23 protein-coding genes and 1 pseudogene are annotated in these 26,373 nt (G+C 61.1%); 4 read left to right on the top strand and 20 right to left on the bottom strand.

The genetic code is table 11. The annotated features are described in order from the left end of the window. The first annotated feature begins 1 nt into the window (after position 1). Positions 2–427, top strand: a complete 426-nt coding sequence (locus tag NKI17_RS27240) for a DUF6484 domain-containing protein (protein ID WP_352692836.1) — start codon at positions 2–4, stop codon at positions 425–427. After that, positions 427–819: a hypothetical protein gene (locus NKI17_RS27235; RefSeq protein WP_352692834.1), complete on the top strand. Its 393-nt coding sequence runs from the start codon at positions 427–429 to the stop codon at positions 817–819. Before NKI17_RS27240 ends, NKI17_RS27235 begins: the two co-directional genes overlap by 1 nt. On the opposite strand, the gene NKI17_RS27230 is transcribed toward NKI17_RS27235, so the two are convergent. From NKI17_RS27230 to NKI17_RS27145, 18 genes are read right to left on the bottom strand one after another with little or no spacing between them, the layout of a single operon-like run. Continuing rightward, positions 789–1,628, bottom strand: coding sequence for a hypothetical protein (locus NKI17_RS27230; RefSeq protein WP_352692832.1), 840 nt, complete (start codon positions 1,626–1,628; stop codon positions 789–791). The genes NKI17_RS27235 and NKI17_RS27230 overlap by 31 nt on opposite strands. Further along, positions 1,625–2,743, bottom strand: coding sequence for a DUF4150 domain-containing protein (locus NKI17_RS27225; protein ID WP_352692830.1), 1,119 nt, complete (start codon positions 2,741–2,743; stop codon positions 1,625–1,627). Before NKI17_RS27225 ends, NKI17_RS27230 begins: the two co-directional genes overlap by 4 nt. Then, positions 2,740–3,765: a beta-ketoacyl synthase N-terminal-like domain-containing protein gene (locus NKI17_RS27220; protein WP_352725107.1), complete on the bottom strand. Its 1,026-nt coding sequence runs from the start codon at positions 3,763–3,765 to the stop codon at positions 2,740–2,742. Before NKI17_RS27220 ends, NKI17_RS27225 begins: the two co-directional genes overlap by 4 nt. Further along, positions 3,762–4,865, bottom strand: coding sequence for a DUF2169 family type VI secretion system accessory protein (locus NKI17_RS27215; protein WP_352725106.1), 1,104 nt, complete (start codon positions 4,863–4,865; stop codon positions 3,762–3,764). The genes NKI17_RS27220 and NKI17_RS27215 overlap by 4 nt, the downstream gene beginning before the upstream one ends. Next, positions 4,865–5,392, bottom strand: a complete 528-nt coding sequence (tagF, locus tag NKI17_RS27210) for a type VI secretion system-associated protein TagF (protein WP_352725104.1) — start codon at positions 5,390–5,392, stop codon at positions 4,865–4,867. Before tagF ends, NKI17_RS27215 begins: the two co-directional genes overlap by 1 nt. Next, positions 5,389–8,925 (bottom strand): type VI secretion system membrane subunit TssM, encoded by a 3,537-nt coding sequence (tssM, locus tag NKI17_RS27205; protein WP_352725103.1) that lies wholly within the window; start codon positions 8,923–8,925, stop codon positions 5,389–5,391. Before tssM ends, tagF begins: the two co-directional genes overlap by 4 nt. A gap of 1 nt (position 8,926) precedes the next feature. Further along, positions 8,927–10,249, bottom strand: coding sequence for a type IVB secretion system protein IcmH/DotU (icmH, locus tag NKI17_RS27200; RefSeq protein ID WP_352725101.1), 1,323 nt, complete (start codon positions 10,247–10,249; stop codon positions 8,927–8,929). A 4-nt stretch (positions 10,250–10,253) separates the two neighbouring features. Continuing rightward, positions 10,254–11,588: a type VI secretion system baseplate subunit TssK gene (gene tssK / locus NKI17_RS27195; protein ID WP_352725099.1), complete on the bottom strand. Its 1,335-nt coding sequence runs from the start codon at positions 11,586–11,588 to the stop codon at positions 10,254–10,256. A 39-nt stretch (positions 11,589–11,627) separates the two neighbouring features. Then, entirely contained in the window at positions 11,628–12,083 is a 456-nt protein-coding gene (gene tssJ / locus NKI17_RS27190) for a type VI secretion system lipoprotein TssJ (RefSeq protein ID WP_352692816.1), read from the bottom strand. A 3-nt stretch (positions 12,084–12,086) separates the two neighbouring features. Next, positions 12,087–13,562: a type VI secretion system-associated FHA domain protein TagH gene (gene tagH / locus NKI17_RS27185; protein ID WP_352692814.1), complete on the bottom strand. Its 1,476-nt coding sequence runs from the start codon at positions 13,560–13,562 to the stop codon at positions 12,087–12,089. Further along, positions 13,559–14,620, bottom strand: coding sequence for a type VI secretion system baseplate subunit TssG (tssG, locus tag NKI17_RS27180; protein ID WP_352692812.1), 1,062 nt, complete (start codon positions 14,618–14,620; stop codon positions 13,559–13,561). The genes tagH and tssG overlap by 4 nt, the downstream gene beginning before the upstream one ends. Further along, the gene (gene tssF / locus NKI17_RS27175) at positions 14,584–16,458 is read right to left on the bottom strand and encodes a type VI secretion system baseplate subunit TssF (RefSeq protein ID WP_352692810.1); all 1,875 of its coding nucleotides are present in this window, start codon (positions 16,456–16,458) and stop codon (positions 14,584–14,586) included. Before tssF ends, tssG begins: the two co-directional genes overlap by 37 nt. 1 nt (position 16,459) lies before the next feature. Then, on the bottom strand, positions 16,460–17,215 hold the full coding sequence (gene tssE, locus NKI17_RS27170; RefSeq protein ID WP_352692808.1) for a type VI secretion system baseplate subunit TssE: 756 nt from the start codon (positions 17,213–17,215) through the stop codon (positions 16,460–16,462). Continuing rightward, positions 17,202–17,663, bottom strand: coding sequence for an Hcp family type VI secretion system effector (locus tag NKI17_RS27165; protein WP_023678576.1), 462 nt, complete (start codon positions 17,661–17,663; stop codon positions 17,202–17,204). Before NKI17_RS27165 ends, tssE begins: the two co-directional genes overlap by 14 nt. Before the next feature lie 46 nt (positions 17,664–17,709). Further along, on the bottom strand, positions 17,710–19,212 hold the full coding sequence (gene tssC / locus NKI17_RS27160; protein WP_023720342.1) for a type VI secretion system contractile sheath large subunit: 1,503 nt from the start codon (positions 19,210–19,212) through the stop codon (positions 17,710–17,712). Between the two features lie 2 nt (positions 19,213–19,214). Further along, positions 19,215–19,751, bottom strand: coding sequence for a type VI secretion system contractile sheath small subunit (tssB, locus tag NKI17_RS27155; protein ID WP_352452817.1), 537 nt, complete (start codon positions 19,749–19,751; stop codon positions 19,215–19,217). A gap of 6 nt (positions 19,752–19,757) precedes the next feature. Further along, positions 19,758–20,936 (bottom strand): type VI secretion system protein TssA, encoded by a 1,179-nt coding sequence (tssA, locus tag NKI17_RS27150; RefSeq protein ID WP_352692805.1) that lies wholly within the window; start codon positions 20,934–20,936, stop codon positions 19,758–19,760. A gap of 47 nt (positions 20,937–20,983) precedes the next feature. Continuing rightward, on the bottom strand, positions 20,984–21,205 hold the full coding sequence (locus NKI17_RS27145) for a hypothetical protein (RefSeq protein WP_352692803.1): 222 nt from the start codon (positions 21,203–21,205) through the stop codon (positions 20,984–20,986). 67 nt (positions 21,206–21,272) lie between these two features. On the opposite strand from NKI17_RS27145, the gene tssH reads away from it, so the two are divergent. Further along, complete coding sequence (gene tssH / locus NKI17_RS27140) at positions 21,273–24,023, top strand: type VI secretion system ATPase TssH (RefSeq protein WP_352907031.1); 2,751 nt, start codon at positions 21,273–21,275, stop codon at positions 24,021–24,023. Positions 24,024–24,684: 661 nt separating this feature from the next. Then, positions 24,685–24,867: pseudogene (locus tag NKI17_RS27135) on the top strand (DUF736 domain-containing protein); the annotation flags it as partial. 91 nt (positions 24,868–24,958) lie between these two features. On the opposite strand, the gene NKI17_RS27130 reads toward NKI17_RS27135, so the two are convergent. Both NKI17_RS27130 and NKI17_RS27125 read right to left on the bottom strand, forming a co-directional pair. Then, positions 24,959–25,483: a Ros/MucR family transcriptional regulator gene (locus NKI17_RS27130; RefSeq protein WP_352692799.1), complete on the bottom strand. Its 525-nt coding sequence runs from the start codon at positions 25,481–25,483 to the stop codon at positions 24,959–24,961. A 127-nt stretch (positions 25,484–25,610) separates the two neighbouring features. Next, the gene (locus NKI17_RS27125; RefSeq protein ID WP_352692797.1) at positions 25,611–25,967 is read right to left on the bottom strand and encodes an ABC transporter permease family protein; all 357 of its coding nucleotides are present in this window, start codon (positions 25,965–25,967) and stop codon (positions 25,611–25,613) included. Between the last annotated feature and the right edge of the window lie 406 nt (positions 25,968–26,373).

The raw sequence follows: 26,373 nt of genomic DNA, 5'->3' as shown, positions 1-26,373 counted from the left end.
GGTGGCAAAGATCATCGAACGAATCGAAGGCGTCGTAATCGGGATTTTTCTCGGTTTCGGCGAAGGTGGCCCGCTCGTTGTGTTTCCGGGCAATCCGAAGGATACGGCCCTTCCGGCTCGTAGTCTCGCTGAGCTGAATTCCGATATGATTGGCTCCGAGGTCGCATTGTTGTTTGAGGACGGCGACCTAGGCCGGCCACTAATTGTCGGGCGTATCGTTGAACCAAAGGGAAAATCGGTAGCTCCTCATGTCGTCCGCGACGGCGAACGGGTGAGAATCACAGGCGAGGAACGCATCGAACTGCGCTGTGGCAAGGCCGTGATCATCATGGAAAAGGATGGCCGCATCACCATTCGCGGCACCTATGTGACGAGTCATGCCAGTGCCGCGAATCGTATCCGGGGCGGTTCCGTGAATCTGAACTGATGCCGGCGCCCATCCTACGCGAAATCGTCCGCCAGCACGCCGAAATGGCGGCGTTTCTATGGACTGTCTACGACTACAATCTGCTGCATCCCGGCGAAAATCCCGAGATGGACGATGAGCGGATGGCTAGATTGGTCGAGAGACTAGAAGCACATCTGGATGGGCTGCGGTTGGCCGGAGATGCGGGAAAGGAAATCGTCAAGGAGCGCTACGACGAGTTTCCTGAGGCTGGAGAGCTTTTCGTCCTTCGAATGCTGACGACCAGATCGACTGTTCGCATCGTCGATCTCAATCTTGAGAAGGTTCGAAAATATCTCACCAATGCGGGCACATCGGTTGCGGCTAGCGTACGTGCTCCTGGTCAGTCTGGTATTTCCCTCCCAAAGAAATAGCGAACTCCCGGTCTGAATTCGAACAGGTCGACTTCGTCGAAGAGTTGCTCAAGGGCAGCGGCCGCAGGTTTTCGGTTCAGCTGAATATTCTTGTAAAATTGCGAAAGGTCGAATCCGGTGAATGCCTCTATTAGGTTTCTGGCGGTAACGACGTCTTCGTTGTCATAGGTCTCCCCAAGGGTATTCAACAAATTGAGCGCCAGATCCTCAATGTTTACGGGCTTGCCGTAGAGAAAGGACTGGCGCGAAGAATTAGGAAAATTTGCACGGATCTCATTGATTTTTAGCTCAACGGCTTTCGCGTATTCAACTACGTCATATTGGCGACGCCCAGGTTCATACTCATCGATCGAATCCGGCACAACTTGCGGTCCATCGAAGATATCTCCGACCGAAGCCTCCAAGGTGATCGACAAATGGTATGGAAGGTCGGTATCGCTGTCGACGGTGACTTCATCTCTGTAGAACCAGACCGCCTTCTGCGTCGCATCCAAAATGCCGCTCCTTGAGAGAGCGATGCAGAGCCATTCAATGGATTGGCTATCTTGCTGCAGCGATTGGCGAATTGGGTCCGCCACATCCAGGAGCAAGGTCCTTGGTGTGACGTACGGCAACAGCGCAAACGCGTCGATAACTACTTCCACCGAGGGGGAGGCTTCGAAGACTGTTGGAAACATTGCAGATGATGCGAAGTTTCCCTTCTTGCACTCTTCAAATATCTGCAGCAGCCGCGCTCCGGCTGGCGTCGAACGGCTGCGAAACTCGTTCGTCCCGAAGTGGAAAAGTTTGCCGCGCGCCGAGAATGTCATGGATAAGGGTTTATTCCTTGAAGCGTGCCTTGCGCCTCATTGATTTTGTCGCATTCGCCGGAAAGGGCGCCTTGGCCTATCAAGTTCTTGGGGGAATCGGGACATCCACCGGCATCTATGGGGGTCATGTGGTGCACTTTGCCCGTGTTTGTTCCGGTGCCTTTGCCGTCCCGTTTTATTATCGCTTTTTTCACAGAATCGGTAATTCCAAGTATTTTTGTACGGACATGATGCAGTATGTCGACGTGAATAAGGTCTTTTTCGTTCTTTCTTCCAGCGTGCTTGGTTTCTAATTCTCTCTTCTTTTCCGGGTCTGCTTGCTCAAGAATTTCGGAATAGCTACGCGTTCCCTTGAAGTGGACACCGCAATCTTTATCCTCCTCATGCAGGTTTGGGCATTTTTCTCCCGTTGCTCGTGCATTTGCTACGGTCTTAGACGCCTCCTTGCGTTTTTCGTACTGATCCCACGCTTTCATGCGAGGCACCAAGCCTAACGTACCGGCTTTGGCTGTTTCCTCAATATTGACGATCTTAGCGTTCGCCCGCTGCATGCGCTCCTTGTAGTATTCGGCCTCGGGGACAGTATCACACATCTCGCCGTTGGCTTTCACCTGATTGGCGTGGGCGGGTTCTGTCCCGCAGCACGGGCACTTGGTCTTTGGCGCCGACCCGCCACCAGGTCCCGGTCTCCCCACCTTAGCCTGCGGAGGTGTGTTTCCAACCTGATCGCTTGTATGATTGTTTGTCGAGATATCTGAGAACCGGCTGACAGGGAGGCTGTCCGCCTTTACATTGCTTGACCACGCTCGCGCGTATTCCTTACTGGTGTTAGTGGACGAGATGACTCCTTTCTTGGCTGCGCTGCCGGCTTCCGTGCCAGTGGTCTTGCTGTAGTCCGATTTGTCCTTTTGGGTGATGTTCTCTCCGCCGATTTTGACGGTACCGGTGCCCTTCTCAGTATCCGAGTCCATTCCAAATGACGGATACGGGATCGGTACCCCTGGCGGTGTCGCTGGATTTTCGGGCGGAGTGAAACAGACATCTGGAAAGGCCGCGATGACCTTGTTGCCCTGGGCCTTTGCGGCCACCTCCAGTCCGTTGGCGAAGACAGTCACCAGGCGGCCCTCGCAGCCAGCACGGCAGCTCCACAAGCGCCTGCATCGTTGGAAGCCTCGACAAGCACCGGGTTCCCCGTCGCGTAGTTCTTTCTTGCCGCCATTAGTGCCATTCCGAGCATCAGAGGCGTGACCGCCGCACCAACATTGCCAAGGGTTTCCGCAGGCGACCACAGATCCTGGGACGGACACGGATTGCGCACCAGCCGTATCGATGCCAGCGCCGTCTGCTTAAACCAATACTGTTCGCCGATGAGATCTGAAATTCGATAGCCGAGGCGGTTCATCTCTATTCCAGTCTCACCCAACGCATGGCGATAAGCGGACGTCATACCGTCCGCCCTGAGCGGCAAGTCTTGCTTGTTGTAAATAGAGGCCGCCTCGCGCGAAAGGCCTAGTCCCGCTAGCCGAAATCCCCCCCGCCTCGGTGGCCCGCACAAAACTGCCGCCGCCGCTTCCCCAGGAATAAACCCGTTTGGATTGTCGGACGTTAGGAGTCGACGCTCCTTAAGGTAATACGTCGTGGCCAAGGTCGTCAAATAGCTATCAACGCCGGCAACCATCACGTATGGTATTTCGCCCGATACAATCATCCGACGCGCATGATCAAGCGCCACGTGTCCGGACGGTCGCCCATGGGCAACCACCCGTGACCGCGAATGCTTTTCGACTTCGGTGATCTCGGCGATACGGTCGAGCAGACGCAGCGTGCTTCTTACCGGCCGCCCTGGGCGGTCTTCCTCTGCCAAGCAAAGGATCAGCGCGGCTTGCCCACGCGCTTCCGGAACTTCTTCGAATGCCTCGACAATTGCGCCTGCGGCGAGATGCGCCATTCGTTTCTCGCCGATCCAATTGCGTGGCAGAGGTACCGGCGCGCCGATCAGCCACTCGTCATTTTCATCCTTGAAACGCGTTTCCTGAAAGCCATCAATCCCAGCCCGGATCGCTGCGCAAGCCGATGGTGCGTCAAGGCCAACCGCCGTAACCATGCCGACCGAAAGAATGTCGAGTGCCGGCCTCACGTGTTCTCCGCCTTCTGCGCCGCAGTCGTTTCATCGAAGAGAGAATAAGCACGAGCCGCAGCTCGTATCCGCACCATTGCCTCGGTCGGCGGGCCGATCCAGCATTCGCTGAAATCGAGAATAGTACGGTGAATGCGCTGCGATACGCGCCAGACCAACGAGAAGCGTCTGTTCTCCGGGTCGAAGAGGACAGTGTCTGGAAAGGTGACGCGCTCGGGGGCCTTCTGCCTACCCTCGAACAGCGTCAACGGCAATGCTGTCGATGGCAGCCGAAAACTCACCCGCCCGTCAGGTGTCAGATTCACCAGTTGCACTTCTTCGCCACCTCTTGGCAGGTCGATCTGCTGGTCCGGCGGTGCCATCTGGAAGTAGCGCTCGTCGAAATCCTGGGGCAGGAAGGGGAAGACATTGTCGATCCAGTTCTGGTCATAGGTGCCGCCAAATTCGATGCGTCCCGGCCAGCCGCGGCCCATCGGACCGAAACTCATCGGCTTATAGTCGCCGAATGGCGAGCGGATTTCTTCACCGACAGCTTGCGTATTCGGTAGCCGCAGGCCGGGAATGAGGCGCTGGTTCTTGGTTCGCGACCAGCCGGTGCCGACCGGGTTGTATTTGTGACTCGCTGGCAGTTTGTCCTCTGGATCGAGCCGGTCGGTGCCACCCCAGGCGACATCGTAGGAAATTGCCATGCGCAAGAAGGGCTGTGGCGACGTGGCAGTAAACACTGGCCCGACGGAGCGCCACTCGCGGTGGCCCACGACCTCGAAGAGCTTCGACCAATTGCCCACCTTGATGCCGACCGGCACGCGTTCGGCCGGACGTCCTCCCGGCGCATAGGCAAAGGCATTGGCAATCACGTCACAACGCGGCTTGCGGAAGGCGAAATCGGTTTCCCATAACGTGGCCGAATAACCAGGCACGCCGGTGTGCGTGTCGGCCATGACCAGCGGAATCTGTTCCACCGATTTTTGTACCGGTCCGCCGGGCGTGGCGGGAAAGTCGAACGTGCCTTTGACCACCACGACGATCCACTCATGGCCGGCCTTGTCCATGCCCATGGTGAATTCGTGCGGATACCCCATCTGGTTCCAGATCTGCATCAACTGGTCTCCCAGTTGGCGGCAAAGATCTGCTCCAGCGTAGCTTGCGGCGACAGCGGATCGACGTCGAAAATGTCCGAACGCGCTGTCCACATCACCATATCGCTGATGACCTCTTCGCCCGGCTCGACAGGCGGTACTGGCAGCGCGCTTAAAGCGGTATCCAATTCGCCAGGCGTCAGCTCGCCCTGCTGGGCGGCGACGGCCGCTTCTTCGATCCCGGAAAACCACGCATCGGCGCGAGCCAGCTGAACGGAAGCCTCAGAAAGCTGCGCGACGACGCTCAACGGAAACTGCCTGCCAACCCTATCGACGCTCTGCAAGATAATGCCCGCCGACGCGTCGACAAAGCCCGGACCCGTTAGGAACCGTAGCGCCGTGCCGCGCGGCCAGGTTTCCGAGCCCATCAGCGGCACAATGTGCTGCGCCAGCCAGCGGTCCCAGACGCGCACAAAATCCCCCGGCAGCCGCCGCGTGACGAAATCGCCGGTGGCAGGCATCTTGCCGTAAAAGCCGGGCAGGATCATATCTGCGGCGGACATGAAAATTTCTTGAACATTTGCAGGTTGTACGGGTTTTCGACGCTGGCGGCCTTGAGTTGGAAATCGGCGTACATGCCTTTTGTGCCAAGGCGCAGGCTGTAGACGTCCGACAGCGAGGTGCCTGTGAAGCGACCGCTGCGCAACATTCTCAGCCACGCCCAGCTGCCGGTCTCGTTGAGCAAGATTTCGGGCGAGCCATCGATCGGCTGGAAGGCAAGCGAGATGACGCCCGTGCCGTCCTTGCCAGGCCACGTCATCGGCTGCGGCCTCGTTGCGTTGTTATAATAGACGAGGTTCTGGCCATCGAGATTGAGCGTCACGCGCGCGACATTGGGCGACAGATCCTTCGGTTCGAGCGTGAAGCTCATAAGCGGGCCAGTACCGCCGGGAAAGAGATCATCGCGGATCCGCCTTGCCTGTTCAAACGCGGCCAGTGCCGAGGGGTCGAGGCCGAAATCAGCGCGCCATTTCCATGGCTGCGCCGACGTGTCGACATAGCTGATCAGGTGGTCGTTGATGAAGGTGTCGATCAGTCCTGCTGGTCCGAACAGGCGGGCGAAGTCGCGGACATTGACGTCGACGGCGCTGTCCGGGCTGAAAGGATAGCGGTTGTTGAGTGCTGCCTGGCAGAACGGCAGGATGTCGGCGCGCCAGATGGCGTTGAGCTCCGAGGTGACCGCCTTCTGCGTCAGCCCGCTGGTATCGCCAGCAATGCCGCCCAACCAGTCGTCGACCGGGTCGGGCAGGATCTGCGCCTGCCTGGCAACCGCTCCAGTCAGTTCGGCGAGGCCGCCCTGTTTCTTGATGGCGTCCTGGGGATCGGGATTGGCCGTCACCGTCTGCAGCACGTTGGACAGTGCGGTGAGCGCGACAATGGCGGCGTCGAGCGCCGGCGGCTGGCCGTCGACCTCGGCGATGGCACCCTTGAGCGGCTTGAAATGCTCGGCTACCAGACTGCCGGTAAGATCCACTTCGTCGGCGGAGCCCGCACGCGGCAAAAGCTTTGCTCCGGTTTTTACGATCTTGCCAAGCTTGCCCAGCTTGCCGAGCAGTTTCGAGCCACCTGCCGCCGCGGCCTTGTCGTTTGTCGGCGCTTCATCGGATCGCGTAAGCTCGGTCTCCTGGACCACCGCGGTAACCAGGCGCTTCAGCGCGGAGTCGGCGCTTGAAAGATCCTTGAGGTTCTCACTGGCGACATTGAGGTCGGTCAATGGCGCGAGCCTCATGTCGCGCAGGAAGCTGTCCCATTGCGCGATATAGTCGTCGTAATAAAGCTTCAGAATATCCTCTGACAGCGCCGACACCGAGGTTTCGGAATTTTCCGAGCAACCGCCGGCGAACACCGCCCGGTCGAGTGCTGCCTGGGCGGCGACATCCTCGACCCGGTCGAGAATGGCGTCATGGAAGCCGGCATAGGTGAATGCTCCCGAAATGCCGACCCGAAGCGTCTTGTCGGAACGCCGCGCAAAGACCTTGGCGCCGTTGGGGCCGGCGAAGTTGGCAGGAATCCATTCCTTGAGCGCAGCCACCGCCGGGTCGGCCAGCAGCTGCTTGTAGGCACGCGCCGGCAAGGAAATCGTGCAGACGGTTTTCAGTGCCTCTGCAACCAGTGCCTGGTCCGGGGCGATATAACTGGCGTCAACCGCCATGCGACGGATCGCGGCAAGCTGGTGCTCTTCGGCGTCAGCTGTCGGAAAGGGGGCAGCCGCGGCGAATTCAGGCAGACTGTTGACCCACCAGCTCTGGGCGAAGTCTGGATCCATCTGAGAAAGGCCGGTCATCATGCGATAGGTCTTCAGCGCGCCAAGCATGAAATCCGGATCGCGGATCTGCCGCCACATCGTCGCTTCGAGCAGCGCCACCATGTGCGGCTCGAGAACGTTACGCAAAGCATGGTCGTAAGTGTCGGTCTGTGCCCGCACCAGTTCCGCCGAGGATGATGGCCCCAGCAAATCCTGTGCTGCGCCAGGCGGCGGGGTGCGGGCATTTGCGACCTCATCCAGGGCACTGAGGGCGACATCGATGGCAGGCTGTTCTACGGATGCCGGGTTTGCCGCGGCCGAGGTCAGTGGCGTTTGCAGCGCCTCGAACTGGCTTGCCTGGGCCGTGATCGCGTTGCGGTTGTCGTAGTAGGACCAGGTGAATAGGCCGCTGACCAGCAGGGCGGCTGCGGCACATGCGGCGGCCGCGCCACGCCAGATCCAGGCGCGGCGGCGTTGCGCCAGCGGATCGAAGGTGCCGAGGCCGGCTTCCTTGAAGATGACTTCTGTGAGCAGGTTCTTTAGGAAGAAGCTGCGTTTTTCGACACGCGGCGCGGCCAACGCCCGGCGCGGCGGAAGGCCGAAGGAGGCAGACAGCGCTGCGGTCAGCCGATCGATGGGCGCCCCTTCCTGGGTCGCCGACGTCAGATAAAGGCCACGCAGCCAAGCGGCCTCCTCATACCGGCTTTCGCCGAACATCGCCTCGATCAGTACCTGGATCGGCTCGGACAGGCTGGCGAGTTGGGCGGGAAACCTGAAGATTTCGGCGCGGGCAGCAAGCTTGTCTTCGTCCTCCAGCCGGGGCACCAGCCGCCGCTCGAGCTCGGTTGCTAACGTCGCGATTTCCCGCTCGATGGTCCTTGCATCGACATGCGCGTCGAGTGCGAACGTAGTCCCCCAGACCTGCTCGCGCGCAGCCGTCGACAAACCGCCGAAGAAAGCCTCGAACCCCTTGATCAGGTCGGCTTTGGTCAGCATCAGATAGACCGGAAGGCGGATTTCGAGGCGATCGTTGAGCTCGGCCAGCCGACGGCGGATCTTGCGGCCATGCGCCTTGATGGTGTCGTCGCCCTCCGAAAGCACATCGATCGAAAGCGCGACGATCACACCGTTGAGCGCGCGACGGCCCCGGTGCTTCTTCAAAAGGTCGAGAAAGCCCAGCCACTCCACTGCGTCGACGTCGGGTTGGCTCTCCTGTTGGACATAGCGGCCTGCAGTGTCGATCAGAACCGCACTCTCCGAAAAGAACCAGTCGCAATTGCGCGTGCCGCCGACCCCTTGCAGGTCGTCGGTCAGGTCGATCGGAAAATTCAACCCCGACTGGCGCAAGGCCGTGGTCTTGCCGGTGGCCGGCGGCCCGACGATAACGTACCAAGGCATCTCGCGCAGGAACTTGCGACCGCCCAGTTTGCGGCGCTTCAACTCGGCCATGACCTCGGCGAACTTGGCACCGACGGCAGCGACATTCTCTTCGCCGGGACTGAGTGGCTTCTCTACCGCCGGCGCGGCGATTTCGGCGACGAACATCCGGTTGGCACGGATCGCCCGACGCTGGGCAACGATCAGCCAGATCAGCCAGAAGATGACCAGCAGCGCGATGATGACGATGCGCACATTGTCCGAGGCGAAAGGGTCGTAGGGCCCGACCCTGACGATCGGCCCGAATACCCAGATCACCAACGAAAGCAGCGTGATCCCAATCAGTGTCCACAGCCAGCGCGATGTCAGGACCGCCCAGAGGAAGCGCAGGATGAACATCTCACAGCCTCTTTTCGACCAGCACCTCAACGCGCCGGTTCAGGGCCCGGCCGTCGCGCGTGCCGTCGTCGGCCACTGGATCCGTGGCTGCCCGGCCCTCGGAATGGACGCGTTCCTGCGGCACTCCGTTTTGTACCAGCATGTCGGCAATGGTCTGGGCGCGAGCCTCTGACAGTCGCTGGTTGGTCGACAGCGGATTGGTTCTTTGCAGAGGGACGCCGTCCGTATGTCCGAGCACAGTGATGTTGCCGATCAGGTCCTGATTGGCCAGGATCACCTTGGCGATCGAGCCGATCAGCGGCTCGAATCCTTCCGTCAGCGTTGGCCGCGACGACTGGAACAGTTCGGGATTGGAGGCCTGGATGACCAGCTTGGCCAGCGAAACGCTCTCCGTGCCGCTCAGAGCCGATCTGAGATTGCCCGGCGCGCCGGCCTCAAATTCGGGCAGCAGTGCGAAATCCACGGTCTCCGGCGGCGGGACATCGACCGTTGGCGACACGCGCCTGATGTCGCCCCGTGTCGGCGGCGGCAAGGCGCGGACCAGCGCTGAAAGCTCAACCGCCTGGCTGCTTAGTCCCACCGAGAGCCCGACATAAGTCGCGGTGGCGATAACCGCTGCGGCCAGGGCCATCACCCAGATCGGAACGATGAAGCGCTGCGGCTCATCGGATGTGATGACGCCTTTCCAGTTTGGCGACAGCGGGGCATTCTCGGCGTCGGCATCGCGCAGGAAACGTGCCGCCGCCACACGAACGGCATTGAGCGAGCGATCGCCCGACCGGCCGGGCACGCGATACTTGCCGCGAAAACCGAGTGCCAGGCAGTCATATTGAAGTTCCAGCAATTCGCGATCGCGGTTCGGATGGCGTTCCAGTTCGTCGAGCCGTGTGAAGAACTGCGTGCCGGCGTCGACGTCGCCGCGCAACATGACCACAAGCGGCTGACGCGGCCATACGCTGGCCCCGCCCCAGGGCGTGTTCAGGGCCAGATCGTCGAGCAAGGCAGCCACTACCCATGCTGCCTGATCGGCCCGTTCCATCGACGACCCCGCCGCCATTGCCGTGTCGCGTGCCCGAACCAGTTCTTCGAGCAGCCGAGTGCGTAACACTTCCGGATTCTCCGGTGGCAGCGCGCTCTCAAGCTCCGGCGCAAACTCGAGCAGGGGCGCGAAGGCGTTGACAAGGCCGTTCGGGTGGGTGCGCGAGCGTTTTACCGGCCCGCCCGGCAAGGATGCCGCCATCGGTCGCGGCATCGGCGTGCCGGTCAGCCTGATGCGAGTGCGTTCGCGATCCTCCGACAGTCCGAAAGGATCATCCCGGCTCATGGTTTCACCTGTTCACCGAATAGCAGTCCACCTGCGGTTCGCTCGGCAGTACACCCGAAACGCCAATGACGAAGCCTGGGGCACCGAGCAGCGATGCCCAGTGCTCGCTTTTCTGGTCGAGCTCAAGGCACAGCCGATCGCCGTCGTAAGGAATCTCGCGCGGTTGCGAATGAAGCGGTTTCAGCGGGATGCCGGGCAGGCGGGACTTCCACAGGCCCTCGAACTCATCCGCCGAGCCCACGGTCGCCTGGTTGACGAATATCTTGCGTAGCGCGTCCTCCGACAGTTCCGAACCGACCCGGATGACGATCCGGCTGGCCACCAGCAGCTTCGGATTGTCGATGCGGATTTTCCAAACATTGGTCGAATGGCGCATGACGGGCAGCGCGCGCGATTTCGGCTCGATGTAGCGCAGGCTCAGGATCAGTGAGCGCAATGCATCCGCCAGCGCCGAAAACGGTGGGCCGGGCGCCATGTGATCGTAAGCCGGCAGCTCGCCCAGTCGCCGCGCGCTCGAGCCGTAGGTCGCCATCGAGCCGGCAAGCCCGGCCAGTTCCAAGTAAAGTTCGGCCGGATGGAAGACATCCTGCGCCAGCATATGGGCCAGTCGCGGACGCGCCGCGTTGGCGAGGTTGAGCATCAACAGGTCTTCGACGCTGCGCCCTGGCCCGCCCATGACCATCTTGCCATGCGCCTCGGCGATCTGGTCAAGGCCTGTGACGACTTCCAGAAGCAATTGCCGGTACCAGGCCACTGCACCAGTAACCAGGGCCGGTGGCAGGAACGTCTCGTCTAGCGAAACGCCGCCATCGGCACGAACCCCCTTGATGCCGGCTATCGGCAGGGCGGTATAGCCGCCGACCGATTTGCCGGGTGCAAGCAACAGCGATTGCGGTCGGGCGATTTCGATTTCTTCGGGATCTGAACCGCCCTGGACGGCATCGCGCACCGAAACGATCCGTCCATGATAGCGCGCACCGCTGGGTGACGCATGCGCCGGATCGAAGCCAACGCCGCCGGCCGGCTCGAGGGGCAGGGCGACCAGCACTGGGCCGGCGCCTGTATCCGGGGTGACCGGCAGCGGACGCGGCGCGTCCATCAGATCCGGAATGGAGAAGGGGGTTCCGTCCGGGAAAATGCCTCGTGCAGACAGGATCGAGATCTGGCCGGCATCGAGCAATGCCTTATCCAGGGTCAATTGCTGAAAGCCGAACGTATGCAACTGGCCGGCCTGCAACGCGCCGCGCACAGTCGCCTCGAAGAAACGATCCTGCTGCTGGAAATGCTGGGTCCGCAGAAAAAGGCCCTCGGACCACAGCACCCTGTTTGCATCGCTCATCCGGCTACTCTCTGCATCGAGCTCCCCTTGCCTTGGCCGTCAGGCGGAAATGCCGCCGCTGCCGAGTGTGACATTGATCGTAAAGTTTGATCCGGACGAAACCGATTTGGTCGTCCGCCAGTTTCGCCCGCCAGGCTCACGGATAAGTGCAACGAAGCCCAGGGCCGTCGCATCCGGTTCGACCGTAATGGTCTTGGTCGCAGTTTTTCCAGGCGCGACGGCAATCTGGTCGGATCCGATGAGATCACCTGCCAGTGCCGAGCCGGCATCCCCCTGCAAGGCAAAGTAGTCGGCAGAGTTGAACTTACCGGTGCTGCGCAGCCGCATGACCAGCATCGTCACAGGCCGGTCGCCGCCGCCTGGTCCAGGGTTCATGCCGGCCGCTCCTGTCAGCTTGACCGTGATGACCGACGGTTTTGGCGGCCCGGCGCTTTGACAGGCCGTAAGCAGCCCGGTCGCACCCAAGGCAACGATAAATTCTCGTCGATCGATCATGTCTTACTCCTCCTCATATGCATCCCGAAAATCGGCGCCGATTTCGCCGAGAAAGCTCTTTTCCGCGCTCTCGGCGATTTCACGATGGCGTTTCTGGTAGAGCTCCCACAGCCTGGCGCCGCGCCCGCCCGACAACAGCGTGCCGATCGCGGAACTCGATTTCAGCTCTTCTTCGATGGCTGCCGGCTCAAAACGGTCGACCATCCGCCGCAAGGCAGCCTGCACGCCGCGCCAGGCGCGCACGTGATGCTGTGCCAGATCGCGAACCGCATCCGCGATAGCCGCTTCGCCGGCGAGAAATCCGGGGCTGCGTTCGGCGATAAGCATCACGATTGAGTCGTCGACCGTGGGCAGAAACTTGAGTGGATTGACCTCGGAGGCTCCGACCATTGTCTGGGCAACGCGGGCATTTCCCTTTTCTTCGGCACGCTTGCGCAGCAGCTGCATCAATCCTTCCATCATAAGCCGGTATTCGCGGCCGAACTTTTCCATCTCGGCGACGGCGTCGCGCCCGGGAAAATCGGCTTCCGCGACACCCATACCGCGCAGGAATGCGGTGCGAAGCGCCATGTCGGCGTGCTGCCTCGCAGGCGGCTGGCGGGCTGGGCTGGCGGCTGCGCCTGCCCGTATTGGGGGAGGGGCATCTGCCCCTCGCACGGGCACGTCCCAGGGATTGGCCGCTTGCTGTGGCTGGGCGTCGCCCTCGCGCTGCCCGGTTGAGCTGGCGCCGCTTCCCGGGTTGGGCGCTGTGGCTGGACCAAAACCGAAGTCGTCGCTGAATTCCGGCAGCTTTGCCGTCGCAGGCTCCGTAGCGCCGTTGGGGAACGACACCGACTCGAGGCCAAATGGGTCTGTCTGCTTGGGTGCGCTGGCTGGTTCTGGATAGTTTGCGGTGCCTTTGGATACTGGTGTTGCGATCGGATCGAGGCTGAACGGGTCGTCGAAAGCAGGCGAGCTGCGCTGTCTGGAATTGGCGCGTTCGAACGCACCCGGGATCGGCTGCTCGAACGGGTTCGGCAGCTCGGCTGGACGTGGCCGCTGCGGCTCCTCTTCCACGGCGGCTGAAAAGAAATCGTCACGGCCGATGCTGACCGGCGCCCGAGACGCCAGCGGTGAGCGCTCCGGAACCGGCGCTGCGGCTGCTGCTGTAGCTTGGGCACTAGACGTCTGCAGATCGACATGCACGATGTAATCGCCCAGTCTCAGCCGCATGCCATTGCGAAGACGCGTCGACTTGCCGGCGCCGAGCGGGCTGTCGGAGTCGTCTATGAACAATCCGCTGCTCGACGTATCGGTGACGAAATATCCGTCGCGCCCACCGCTGATCCTGCAATGGGCGCGCGAAACGAACATGTCGGGATCGTCGATCTGCCAGCCGGCGTCCGCGCTGCGGCCGATCACCAGTTCCCCCTCGTCAAGCCGGGTCTGCCGTACCGCCTGGGTGCGTGGCCCTTGCTCCAGCGTCAGCAGCAGACTCATGCCGCGACCTCCGCCCCTTCCTGCCGCCAGCCGACTAGTGTCCGCAGCCGCATGTCGTCAGCATCGCCCCTTTCAGCGGGCCGCGCAAGCCACGCGGTCCGGGCGAGTTGCACGGTTCCAATACGCGGCGGCGGAACGGCATCGCGCGCCAGCACGATGCGCAGATCGACGTCGAGCGATGCGCCGACCATGTCCCTAACGGCTTGCTTGAACAATTTGAGGCGTTGACCGCCCGGCAGGAACGCCTTGAACTCCTCATAGCCCAGCGGGCCGACGCGGAGCTCGATCCTGCTTTGACGGTTGAAGACGCGCGGACCGATCGTCGCTTCCCGACCGAGCCCTGCGTAGGCTTTGCCAACGCGGGTCTGGAGCGCGGCTGGTATGGTCATCCAGGCAGCGATGAACTCCCTGATCTGGACCGGCACCTTGAACGCCTCAGCCAGGAACAATGTCAGCCGCTCGGGGCCGTCGACCTGATTGGCAAGCGAAGCGGCCTGGCGCAGCTTCACTGCGTCCAGTTCGGGGTTGTAGGTGCCGGGAAGCCCTATTCCCGCCATGGCTTCAAGCATGGCGCGAACGCGCCCACCTACCGGGCGCTCGACCTGAACCGCCGGATGCGCATCCGCCCACGCCCTGTAATACAGCGCAATCATGCGGTTCTGAAGAATGTTGACGAAGTCCATGAACGTCGTGTCGCTGGTCTGCTGCGCATCGGCGCCGGTGAACCAGCGTTGCGACAGGCGATCGAGTACCCAGCGCGTCAAATGCAGGGGCATCGGACCTTCAGGCCCCATCAGACCAATGTTTGCGACCGTGACCCGAGCGGGCGCTTTGTCAGTCGCTTCGCGGAATTCTGCCAAGTCCTTGGCGAAAAAGCTGAGACGGACATGCTGCCCGAGCCGCGACGGCTCGCGCTCCGGCGGGCCGGAATAGCCGAACAGCCCGCCTCTTCGTTCGAGTCGCCGCAACAACTCGAAGAAGTCGAATGCATCCGACAGCTCTTCGGACCGGCCAGGCTTGTCTAGATCAGGTAGCGATTGCCGGGCGTCATGGGCCATGGCACATCCTCCTGCTTCTGCAGCAGCCATGTGCGGGTTCGCACAAAGCCGTTTATTCCGGCATGACGGGCAAACAGCCGTGCCAGCAAGGCCGAAAGCAGCAAGGTGCTCTGCCCCGCCAGAACCGATTGATCGACATGCAATGTCACCTCCGTGCCTCGTCCGAAGCACATCGGCCCATCGATCTGCAGCCGTTCGATGACCGACCGGGAGTCGATGCGCACGATCGAGTGCACATTGCGGGCGAGGCTCGGGTCTCCCCTGTCGGCGTAAAGCTCAAGCAGCGCATGCAGCGGATCGACGCCGCGACCTTCTTTTGCAAGGCTTAGAAAGTTGAGCGCGAGCTGCGCTACAAGCCGCCAGGCGAGATTGTCGGCTCGCGATTCACCCGCCGCGCCCGCCGGCAGCGCTGCGGGGATGGCTGGGCGAGGCGGGCGCAATGCGCCGAGAAGCCGGATCGTCTCGACCGGATCGCCGGCTTCCAGAGTCAAGGTAGGGTTGTCGTCAAGAATCGGCAGATCGCGGTTGGTGCAGAGCGCCACGACGTCGACGCGCTTCAGCGGCCGGTTCGGAGGACTTTCCGCGGGACGCGAAATCGCCAGGAAAACGTCGTCGCCCGTGTATGAAGTACGGGTGAGGCCGTCGCGCCGTTCCTCCTCCGTCGGGCGGCGTGGGCGCCGTTCGGTGGAATAAACCCAACCGCTGCCGCGGTTCTGTCCCAGGCTGAAGAGCTCCGGGATTGCGGCGTCGCTCCCCTCGCTGTCGGCGTCCTCGACGCGGATAACCCGATAGATTTCGAAGTCCCGCGCTCGCGTGCGGTCGGCATGCAGCACCTGCCGCGTCTTGCGTGGATCGAGCTCGACGACGTTGCACTCACGTTCGAACAGATTGATGATCGGCGTTGCGAAAAGTTCAAAATCGGCCGCCGTCACATCGGCAACTTCAGGCACCGGACGCCTGAAGATGAAGATTATCTCGAGTTCGGCTGTGCATGTGCGCACGATGGGCTGCAATCCCGAAACCCGAGCATAATGAAAGCGCTCCGGCATCATGAAATATTCGCGCAGAAGACGGTACCCTTCGAAGGTCGGACGTGTACGAGGCATCAGCGCCTCGTCATCGTTGATGCCGACCATTTCAGGTACCGGCAACGGCGATATCGGGTTGGCCTTGCCTTCCGGCCGTGCACCAACGGCCGCGCAGGCGCCGAAAATCGCGTCGAAAAGCAGTGGTGCCTTGGTGCGCGCGGAAAAGTAGAGATCAAGCCGGTCGAGCGACAGTTCGTCGAGCTTGCCTTTTCCGGTACGAGCCAGCGTGATGCGAAGCGCCGCCTCGCCATCCACACCGCCGATCCGCGCGATGCCGGCTGCAGCCAAGGCGCTGCGATCCTGAAAATAGCCGACCGAGGTGATGGCAATCGGCCACAGCGTGATGTCCTGGGCGGTGGTGAACGTGCAACGCGTCGACAGGCCTGGCTGGAGGCTGGAAACCAGACGCGTATTGCGTTTGACGACATGGCCCCCAATCATTGTCTGGACCTGCTGGCCGGGTTTGAACACCACCACGGCCGTTGCCGGCGCCGGCGTGACAAGATCGGGATAGAGAACATCAAGGACGGCGCGCGAGAAACGCGAGCGTTCCGCATCGACCTTGAGTCGGGTCCGCGCGGCCAAAAAAGCAACGCCGTCAAGCAGCCGCTCGACGTAAGGGTCCGGACAGGGGACCGTATCGAGTGAAAGGTTGCGCGCCACCGCGGGATGCATGTCGGCAAATTCTGCCGCGAGCGCGCGGATATGGGTCAGTTCCTCCTCGTAATATTCTACGAAGACCCGGTCCATCTCAGGCTTCCCTAAATTCGGTCCGAGCCAAGCCGTTATCGAGATTGATCGTGGTGCGCAGGCGCATACGTTCGGGCGTGGGCGTCATGATCAACACCGCATCTATCTCGATCCTCAGGCCCACGGTTTTGTCGCCAAGGGTTACGGCAACCTTTGTTGCACTGTCCTTGAGACGCGGCTCGAAGGTGGCAAGCACCGAGCGGATCTCGCGCGCAAGGGCCTCGCGATCAAAGTCGCGGGAAGAACGGCCCGAGAAGGAAGGCACTCCGTAATTGACGACGCTGCGACGCACCTCCGGAAAATCGGCGAGCGACGGTGGGTTGTCCGTGGCCTGTTCGCTTTCAAGGTCGGAAAGCAGCGGAACGGCCTCGAAGCGCTCGGTATTGAACAAAGCCTCGACATCGCGCCGCACGGCTTCCTTGAGCACACGCGCCGACACCACCACGCCGCGGCTTTCGATTTCAGCGCGGTGCTGGCTCTGAAAGGCCAGGCGATGCAGACGCCGCTTCTGGTCGGCCGCCAACTCCGCGTCGGCGTCGATGAGCCGCGCGCTGGCCGCAACAAGATTGTCCAGCCGCTCCGCGCCAAGCTCGTCCTGCAGTGCCTGGCGCAGCCCGTCTATCTCGGAGGTCATACCCGGCAGATCGTTTACGAGGCGGTCCCATAGAGAGGGCTGGACGGCTTCGCGCTTTGCTCGCGAGCTGCCGCTACCCAGCGACTTGTCCGCGCCGGGCCGCCGGGCCTCACTTGCCGACATAGACATCCATTTCGATTTCGTCGTTGTCGTCGTAGACGAACTTTATTTTCTTGTAGGCAAAGCTGACCTCTTCCTCGATCAGGTCCTCCTCATCCTCGGCCTGCGACATGTCGTATTCCATGATCGAGGCGTCGGTGAGTGTGACGACCAGGTAATCCTTGGTCTCGCCATCAATGGTCCGCCGTGCCGAAAACACGACTTCGTCCAGGGCCTTGTTTTCGAACAGCGCCTTTTTCAGGTAGGGCGAGGACTTGTCATAATGCTTGGTGAACTTGATCATACCCAAGGATACACGACCGCGGCGCGAGAGCGAGTTTGGATCATAGGGTGCGATCATCTTGTAATCGACGCCATGGATTTCGATTTCGTCCTCATGGCCATCACGAGTGCTTGGACCTTTGATATCCGGAACCTTTAGAAAGCCATCAATCTTCGTATTTGTGGGCATTGTCTTTCTCCACCGCTTTCAAAAACCAAGATGTTGTTGCTGCAAATCAAGTCTTTACGGACGGAAGTTCCGAAACCAGCCGGAGCGAGGCATTGATACCCTCCAGCTGATAATGCGGGCGCAGATAGAAGCGGGCATTGTAGTAGCCTGGGCGTCCCTCCACGCTGTCCACCTGAACCTCGGCGGCGGCGAGCGGGCGCTTGGCGCGCGCCTTGTCATCGGCAAACGCCGGGTTGGCCAGCACATACCGGTTGATCCATTCGGTCAGCCAGATCTGCATGTCGGAGCGCTCCTTGAACGAACCGACCTTGTCGCGCGCGATCGCCTTGAGGTAGTGGGCAAAGCGCGAGACCGGGAAAAGGTAGGGCAGGTTGGCGCTCAGCCGCTCGTTGGCCTGCGCATCGGGGTCGACCAGCCGTCCCGCCCTTGTCTCGTCGTCCTGCAGCGAATGGGCGCCAATGAAGGCGGCGAGATCGGTGTTTTTTCGATGCAGGATGGGCATCAGGCCGAGCTTGGCCAGCTCCGCCTCGCGCCGGTCGTCGATGGCGACCTCCGTCGGACATTTCATCGCTATCGAGCCATCATCGGTCGGGAAGCTGTGCACTGGCAGGTTGAGGACCGTGCCGCCATTTTCGACGCCGCGGATCTGCGTACCCCAGCCATAGAGCTTGTGGCTGCGGTTTATGTTCACGCCCATCGGGAAGGCAGCGTTCATCCAGACATATTTATTGTGGTCGCCATGCACCTCCTCCTCGAAGGTGAAGCCCTTCACCGGAACGGTATCGGTGCCATACGGCAGCCGCGCCAGAACGCGAGGCATGGTCAGGCCGATGTAGCGTGCATCCTCGCTCTCGCGCAGCGACTGCCAGGAGGCATAGGCGGGGTTGGAGACGATCTGCTGCAGGTCCTGCGGATTCGGCAATTCCTGCCAGCTATCCATGCGGAACAGGCGAGGCGAGGCAGCTGCGATAAAAGGCGTGTGCGCTGAGGCGCAGATGCCGGAGATGTTGCGCAGCAGACCGACGTCGCGCGGGTGGTTGGAGAATTCGTACGCACCGATCACACAGCCGATCGGCTCGCCGCCAAGCATCGAATACTCGTCCGTGTAGACTTTCTTGAAGATCGGGCTCTGATCCCACATCTGGCCCTCATAATCCTCAAGCGTGTCGGCCAGCTGCTCCTTGGAGATGTTCATCACCCGGATCTTCAGCTTCTGATCCGTCTCGGTATTGTTTACGAGATACCACAGGCCACGCCATGTGCCCTCCATTTCGCGCACTTCCGGCGCGTGCAGGATCTCGTTGACCTGTTCGGAAAGCATCTTGTCGATTCCGGCAATCAGCGACTTGATCGACTTGATCGCATTCGACGAGATGGTCGTGGTATCGGAACGTGTCTGCGCTGCAAGTGCGAGATTGCGCACCAATTGCTGCAGCTTTTCGCTGTCGTCCTTCTTGACCTTGAAATCCTTCTCGAGGAGTCCGCTGAATTCTCCAAGATCAATGGTTTCCGCCTCGGCGACGGCGGCGGTTTTTTGCTGTTCGGCCATGGTCATTCCCCTGCCTTGTCGTCCGCCAGTGCCTGGCTGGCGATCTGGCCAAGAAGCGGTTCATTGTTCAGCAGTTGCGCAATACGCTTTTCGGCGTCGACGCGCCCGTCCATGAAGCCGAGAAGTTCCTCGAGTTGGCGGCGCATCTTGAGGATTTCGGCCAATTGGGGCACCTGCTCGGCAATCTTGTCCGGCGCAAAATCGCCCATCTTGGTGAAGGTGAGGTCGAGCGCCAGCTCCTCGTCCCGCTCGGCGCCTTCGGCCTGGGGCAGCGTATTCTTCACGCGGGCTTTCACGCGTGGTCCAAGTGCCTCCATGAAACGCGGGAAACGGTTCGCATCGGTCTCGACAAGGGAGCGGTCCAGTATCGACTTCGACGCTTCCTTGGTCTGCGAAGCGCCTGAAAGGTCCGCCATGACGGCCATGACGAACGGCAGCTCGATTGTCGTTGGACTGCCATAGGTTTCCACGTCATAGGCGATCTGCACCCGCGGCGCGCGATTTCGTTCGATGACCTTGGCTTTGCTTTCGGCTGGCATTGCTTGCTACCTTTCATCCTTCTGAGCCGTCTTCTTGGCATCGGGAACGCCGGCAAGAAGCCGGAACTCCTTCAATCCCGACGGGGCGAGATCTTCCATCAGTTCTACAAAATCCATATGCACCATCCGGCGCACACGGCGGGCGAGGTGGGGAATCGGGCTCGACGGTTCGGTGCGGTCATAAAAGGCGACTACGAGGTCCAGGCATTTCACCACGTCGTCGCGCGATGAAATCCTGTCAGGGAGTCCGGTGCTCGAGTCCGCGCAGCCAGCCACACTTGCCATTGCATCGGCTCCATGACCGTTTCGGGCAGGCATTACCGGTTCTGCAAGCGAAGGGGACGGCTTTGCCGAGCCATTCGCCATCGCGCCGGCAGCCGAGTTGCGCTCGAGGGTTGTCAACAAACGCTGCAGGAACCGTTTTAATTCCGGAACGGTGGTCCCGCCGCTGCCTTCAAGGCGAGCGTTGAGGGCTGTCTCGATGGCTTCCAGTGCCGCGACCGCCGCGCGCGCATTGGCGATGAGCGACTGCATTTCCTCATTGGCTTGATCCGCCTGTGCCGCGCACCCGGCACGGACCCGATTCAACAGTTGTCCGTGCGCACTGACAAGCGCTGCCTTTTCGGCCGCATTCAATCCTGACGCTGCTTCTTGCAGCATGACGCGGTCGTCGAGCGCAGCGTGTTCCAGGTCGCGTCCGCTGATCGGCCCGATCGAGCGTGGCGCAAAGAAAGTCATTTGCCGCAGGTTGGCCAGCAGCCCGTCCTGACCATTTTGAAGGTCGAGCAGCGCGTTGATGCGGCGCAAGGCGGCCTCGCGAGGCGACGTGTTGGGGCGCAGCGCCGGGTGCATGGTTTCCCAATGCAGGTCGAACGTCCGCCCAATAAGCGTCAGACCCTGCGCCAACCCGGCCAGTCCCTGCTCGTTGGCCAGTGCGCGTGTGACAATTACAATCAGGCGCAAGTCGCGGCCACGCGCGCGCAATTCCTCAGCCTTGGTGAGCACTGCTGGCCAGTCAACGGGAATGGTGCTTTGCGAGACCGGCCTGTTGTTGCCGTCATGGACAACCTTGACCTGGGGCTCCGTCAGGCGCTCCAGTTCGTGAAACGCCGGATCGTTACGCAAATCCTCTCCCGACGGATTTTCACCGTCGAGCGGAGCAAGCCAGAGTGCGACGTCGATCACACCGATCCCCCAGTCGCCGGCCCTGAGGCCGACCTGCCCCTACGTTATCACACGGTTGCGCTTTTCCACAATTCAGCGAGTGCGGAAAAATTAACAAAAGCTAATGCAGCCTTGTCTTGATTGTGGAATCCGAAAGGCGTGATTGCCGAGCCCTGGACCGGAAATGTCGTGCCTGGGATCTCAGGCTCGTGGTTGTTTGCAGCCGGCGATGCAGGATCTTCCACCAATGATGGGAGCCCGCATAATCGGGGATCGAAACCTTTGTTCATCCCGCACTTTGTCAAGCGGCTGCTTATGTGGCAGGTTATCCACTTGCAGAGTGCAGGAGCACGTTCGATGGAACAGCGCCGGTCATCGCAGAGTTTCAAGCGCAAGGAACTGGTCGGCAAGCTCAATCCTCTAGGGTTGCGCGCCTTCAAGGCAGCGGCCGACAGCGCCAAGCTGCGCGGCAATCCTTACGTCGAACTCGTCCACTTCATTGAGCAGCTCGTGCTCTCCGACCGCTCGGATGTGCAAATGATGATCGCCGATGCGGGACTGGATGCGAGCCGACTTACGGCCGATATGACGCGCGCGGTGGACAAACTGCCTTATGGCGCAACCTCGATCGAAGAGTTTTCGGACCATATCTTCCACGCCGTCCAGGAGGCATGGAATCTGGCAACACTGGAATTCGGCGTGGAGGAGGTTCGCAGCGCACATGTTCTGCTTGCTTGCCTGAAGACACCGGTACTGGAAGGCCTGCTGTCGAAGATCAGCGGCGAGTTCGACAAAATTGACGCCGACGCCGTAGTGGCGCGCTTCGCCGATATCACGGAGGGCTCACTCGAAGCCGGCGCTTCGCCTACGGTCGCCGCGGCAGAGGCGCCGCGGCGGGTTCCGGGCGGGGATTCGGCACTGGCCAAATATGCCACCGACCTGACTCAGCGCGCCCGCGACGGAAAGATTGATCCGGTCGTCGGCCGCGATCCGGAGATCAGGCAGATTGTCGACATACTGATGCGGCGCCGCCAGAACAACCCGATCCTGACCGGGGAGGCGGGTGTCGGCAAGACCGCAGTCGTGGAGGGTTTTGCTCTGCGCATCGCCAAAGGCGATGTGCCGCCCCCACTGCAGGGAGTGAGCGTGCGCATGCTCGACGTTGGATTGATGCAGGCAGGCGCTAGCGTAAAGGGTGAATTCGAAAAGCGGCTGAAGGCCGTAATCGACGAAGTTCAATCCTCTGAAGCGCCGGTCATCCTCTTCATCGACGAAGCTCATACCCTGATCGGTGCCGGTGGTGCTGCCGGAACCGGCGACGCTGCCAATCTGCTCAAGCCGGCGCTGGCGCGCGGCGAACTTCGCACGATAGCGGCAACGACCTGGTCGGAATACAAGCAGCACATCGAGAAAGACCCGGCACTGACCCGCCGCTTCCAGGTGATAAAGATCGACGAGCCTTCGGAATCGGTTGCCATCCTCATGTTGCGCGGCGTAGCCGGCGTTCTCGAACAGCACCACGAAGTGCAGATATTGGACGAGGCGATCGACGCGGCGGTCGCCCTGTCGCATCGCTACATCCCGGCGCGGCAGTTGCCGGACAAGGCGGTCAGCCTTCTCGACACCGCCTGCGCGCGTGTCGCCGTATCGCAGCACGCCACGCCGGCCGAGGTCGAGGACATCATGCGCCGTCGTCAGGCGCTGGAGGTCGAGCGCGGCATTATCGGCCGCGAGGCTGCAATCGGCATCGAAGTGGCTGAGCGGCAGGCACGGGTCGAGGCTGGGCTTGCTGAGACCGAACGCACGCTAGCAGCCGCGCAACAGCGCTGGGAGCGCGAAAAGGCGCTGGTGGCCGAGATACTCGAACTGCGCGCCAGGCTACGCGGTGACGGCGTGCCTCTCGATGCCGTGGAAGGGCAGGAGGCCGCCACTGAGACAGAGAGCGTGGACCTGCCGGAGACCGAACGGTCCAACGCCGGGACGAAGGTTGCGGCGGGAGGCGGTACTTCTCCTCCCGATCCGGCTGCCGATCTCGCTCGGCTGCGCGAACTGATGAGCGAACTGGCCGAGGCGCAAGGCGAAACACCGCTGATCCTGCCATCGGTCGACCGCAACGCCGTGGCGGCCGTGGTCCAGGACTGGACGGGCATCCCGACGGGGCGGATGCTGTCGAGTCAGACCGAGAAGGCGCTGCGGCTCGCGGCCACTCTGTCCGAGCGCGTTGTCGGACAGGATCACGCCATGGAGATGATCGCCAAGCGCGTGCAGACCAGCCGCGCCGGTCTCGGCGCTCCGGAAAAGCCGGTGGGTGTATTCCTGCTTTGCGGCCCCTCGGGCGTCGGCAAGACCGAAACCGCCTTGGCACTGGCCGAAACGCTATACGGCGGAGAGCAGAACCTGATCTCGATCAACATGTCTGAATTCCAGGAGGCGCATACGGTCTCTACCTTGAAGGGCGCGCCGCCCGGCTATGTCGGCTACGGCAAGGGAGGAATTCTCACCGAGGCGGTGCGACGCAAACCCTATTCGGTGATCCTGCTCGACGAGGTCGAGAAGGCGCATCCAGACGTGCACGAAATCTTCTTCCAGGTCTTTGACAAAGGGATGATGGACGACAGTGAAGGTAGACGCATCGATTTCAAGAACACGCTGATCCTTCTTACGTCGAATGTCGGCTCCGAAGTGATTATGGACCGGACAAGGAATGGCACGGTCCGGGCAGGGCTCGACGAACTGGACACCGCATTACGCAGCTTATTGCTGAAAGTCTTCCCTGCGGCCTTTCTCGGCCGGGTGGTGACCATCCCCTACTTTCCGCTTTCGGATTCGATGATCGAAGCGATCACCCGTCATCAGTTCGCCAAGATTGCTCGCCGGCTGCGCGCGACCAACGATGCGGAATTGGTGATCGGCGACGGTGTAATGGATCTGGTCAAGACCCGCTGCACGGAGATCGAATCCGGCGGCAGAATGATTGACGCCATCCTAACCAACACGCTTCTTCCGGAACTGAGCCGCGGCGTGCTGAACCGGTCGCTCACGGGCGAAAAGATGACGAAGGTCACGGTTGGCGCCTCAGGCCAAGGGTTTACCTATTCCTTCGAATAGGCCAGGCGAATTATGGCGGGCCCCTTTCGGCCGATTACTGCATTGAGCTGATGTCCGCTAATTGATACCTGCGGCTTGCACGCGCTCAGCTCGCTATCCGAGGACAATCATCGCCGCCATCGCCCGCAGTTCTGCCTGCTGGAAAAGCGCGCAGCCGACCGGCGAGCGAGATGCGGTGCATAGCAGAGGGCACATGATGACTTTAGCAATCTCGCCCTCGGAAGCTGAATTTTCGTATGATGACTTCGATTTTATCTTGCGCCGGGAGTATGCGACGTCATGGCCCGCAAAAGTTGGAGGACCCATGCAGCAGGTCGAACATCGAACGTCCCGCAGGTCGTTCGTTTCGGAGGTCGCAGATGCGCCGCGTGACCAGATCGAAGCAGGCTTCTACGCGCCTACTGACAAATTGCCGACAGAACCCCGCGCTTATCTAGCACGCGTTCACATCCTCGGCGGACAGGTTGGGAGCCTCAAGGCGCTCGGGCCTTGTCTTGACCGCTTGGTACCGATCACCAACGGCACGGAGCGATGAGCGTCAGCCGGCGCCCCAAAGCCGCCACCAACAACTGGCGCGAGGCGCCAGCGTCACTTCGGATCGCCGCCACCTCGGCGTGAAGGACGGTGAGGTTCACCCCGGTCGAAGTCGAATGAGAAATGCTTCCGCATCTTCGCCGGCGCTACCGAGTTCGGCGCCGCATGGAAGAAGACCTCGCGCGCGGGCCGCGACTATCACTCGGTCAAGCTCGATGATCCGAGCTTCCCCGCTCCGATCTATGCGAGCCTGGTCGAAACCGGGACCGAGGGCGAGTTCTCCCTCATCTGGTCCCGCCCCACCGCAGAGTCATCCGCCCAAACGGAGCACCGCCGCAAAAGGCGGGGCTTCGCCATGTTCAGGTCCGCTGCTGACTAGCACATACGTCGGGTGCAGCACTCTAAGCTTTAACGGGTGCCTTGCGCGCCTTCCTCACCGGCGACTTGATTGCGGTTGTCGCTGCCGCGGTGCGAACAGCTCGTTTTGGTTTTTCTGCCGCAGCTATTGCTGGCACTGCTGCCTTGCGCCCCAGGCCTATCGATTTCGCCAGGGCCGAGCGGGTAGCCGCGTAGTTCGGCGCCACCATCGGATAATCCGAGGGCAGGTTCCATTTCTGACGGTATTGGTCAGGGCTCAGATTGTAATGCGTTCTGATATGCCGCTTCAAAGATTTGAACTTTTTCCCGTCTTCCAGGCAGATGATGAAATCAGGTGTCACCGATATCTTAATCGACACCGCGGGCTCCAGTTTGACTGCGGCCGGAGCCACGGGCTTGCCGACCCCTTGCAAAGCGGCATGGGTGTCCCCGATCAGCTTCGACAACTCGCCGACCGGCAGAGGATTGTTCGAAACATAGGCGGAAACGATGTCGGCGGTAATTCGTACGAGATCAGCCTGGTCGTTTTGGTCTGGAGAAACGGTCATCGAGTTTTCCTCTTGTCTAATGGCGCACGTTGAAATGGATGAACTGTTTATTGCCAAGCAGGCAAATAATTCATTATTCCGCAACAAACCCTATTCCCCGCAAATATCAAGCCGGCAAGCTTCGCTTTCATCGCCTCCAGACAAGCTTGGACGCGCTCGATGTCGGCAGCCGTGCTGGTCGGGAATACTGAAAGCGAGCAGCGACTTCGGACAGCGCTGCCCTATTCCCGTGCGTACGGCACGCGAGCATGGCCGGGGCGCTGGCCCGCGAGCGACGGATCATCAGCGCGATGATCGCCGCAACATAGGGCATCATCAACATAGATTGGTAGGGAATGGCTATGCCGATGCCTTGGATTTGCAATTGCAGCGCATCGAGGAAGGAAAACACTAGTGCCGCTACCAAAATCGGGTAGGGCCGCCACAGGCCGGCGATGACGATGATGATCGCCAGCCAGCCGCGTCGGTTGGTCATGTCCGGCACGAAACGCGCCGCTTGGCCGACAGAAAGAAACGCGCTGCCAGCCCCGCCATCAGGCCGCCGAAGACCACGGCAGCATACTGGACCGGTGCAGAGGCATCTCCATGGGATATTTTCGCGCACCTACGCTCACATATGCCGGATAGTATAGCGAACTCGTGCACGGTGCCTGCCGCCATCTTCATACCTGATGGCGCCGTTCGCGTCCGTCTCGACCAGGCCAATAGCGACGTCAAAGTCATAGTCCCCATATAGCGAGACATTGTTGTTCACGACGCTGAGCTGGACGGACGTGGCATCTGGCTTCGCTATGAGGCTCTGACGCTCTACTCGCAAATGTTGGACTCGAGGACGTGGCGCCGCCTCGGAAGAGGTAGGCCCGCTACCGACGATGATCTGCCGAGGTTCG

The sequence above is a fragment of the Mesorhizobium sp. M0816 genome (genome assembly GCF_040320005.1).
Lineage (GTDB): Bacteria > Pseudomonadota > Alphaproteobacteria > Rhizobiales > Rhizobiaceae > Mesorhizobium.
The sequence above is the reverse complement of the archived record's forward strand: the minus strand, read 5'-3'. Positions and strand labels throughout refer to the sequence as shown.

Excerpts from the sequence above, each read along its gene's own strand:
- NKI17_RS27235 (WP_352692834.1), top strand. The coding sequence starts at position 427 with ATGCCGGCGCCCATCCTACGCGAAATCGTCCGCCAGCACGCCGAAATG.
- NKI17_RS27230 (WP_352692832.1), bottom strand. The coding sequence starts at position 1,628 with ATGACATTCTCGGCGCGCGGCAAACTTTTCCACTTCGGGACGAACGAG.
- NKI17_RS27215 (WP_352725106.1), bottom strand. The coding sequence starts at position 4,865 with ATGCAGATCTGGAACCAGATGGGGTATCCGCACGAATTCACCATGGGC.
- tagF (WP_352725104.1), bottom strand. The coding sequence starts at position 5,392 with ATGATCCTGCCCGGCTTTTACGGCAAGATGCCTGCCACCGGCGATTTC.
- tssM (WP_352725103.1), bottom strand. The coding sequence starts at position 8,925 with ATGTTCATCCTGCGCTTCCTCTGGGCGGTCCTGACATCGCGCTGGCTG.
- icmH (WP_352725101.1), bottom strand. The coding sequence starts at position 10,249 with ATGAGCCGGGATGATCCTTTCGGACTGTCGGAGGATCGCGAACGCACT.
- tssK (WP_352725099.1), bottom strand. The coding sequence starts at position 11,588 with ATGAGCGATGCAAACAGGGTGCTGTGGTCCGAGGGCCTTTTTCTGCGG.
- tssJ (WP_352692816.1), bottom strand. The coding sequence starts at position 12,083 with ATGATCGATCGACGAGAATTTATCGTTGCCTTGGGTGCGACCGGGCTG.
- tagH (WP_352692814.1), bottom strand. The coding sequence starts at position 13,562 with ATGAGTCTGCTGCTGACGCTGGAGCAAGGGCCACGCACCCAGGCGGTA.
- tssG (WP_352692812.1), bottom strand. The coding sequence starts at position 14,620 with ATGGCCCATGACGCCCGGCAATCGCTACCTGATCTAGACAAGCCTGGC.
- tssF (WP_352692810.1), bottom strand. The coding sequence starts at position 16,458 with ATGGACCGGGTCTTCGTAGAATATTACGAGGAGGAACTGACCCATATC.
- tssE (WP_352692808.1), bottom strand. The coding sequence starts at position 17,215 with ATGTCGGCAAGTGAGGCCCGGCGGCCCGGCGCGGACAAGTCGCTGGGT.
- NKI17_RS27165 (WP_023678576.1), bottom strand. The coding sequence starts at position 17,663 with ATGCCCACAAATACGAAGATTGATGGCTTTCTAAAGGTTCCGGATATC.
- tssC (WP_023720342.1), bottom strand. The coding sequence starts at position 19,212 with ATGGCCGAACAGCAAAAAACCGCCGCCGTCGCCGAGGCGGAAACCATT.
- tssB (WP_352452817.1), bottom strand. The coding sequence starts at position 19,751 with ATGCCAGCCGAAAGCAAAGCCAAGGTCATCGAACGAAATCGCGCGCCG.
- NKI17_RS27145 (WP_352692803.1), bottom strand. The coding sequence starts at position 21,205 with ATGAACAAAGGTTTCGATCCCCGATTATGCGGGCTCCCATCATTGGTG.
- tssH (WP_352907031.1), top strand. The coding sequence starts at position 21,273 with ATGGAACAGCGCCGGTCATCGCAGAGTTTCAAGCGCAAGGAACTGGTC.
- NKI17_RS27130 (WP_352692799.1), bottom strand. The coding sequence starts at position 25,483 with ATGACCGTTTCTCCAGACCAAAACGACCAGGCTGATCTCGTACGAATT.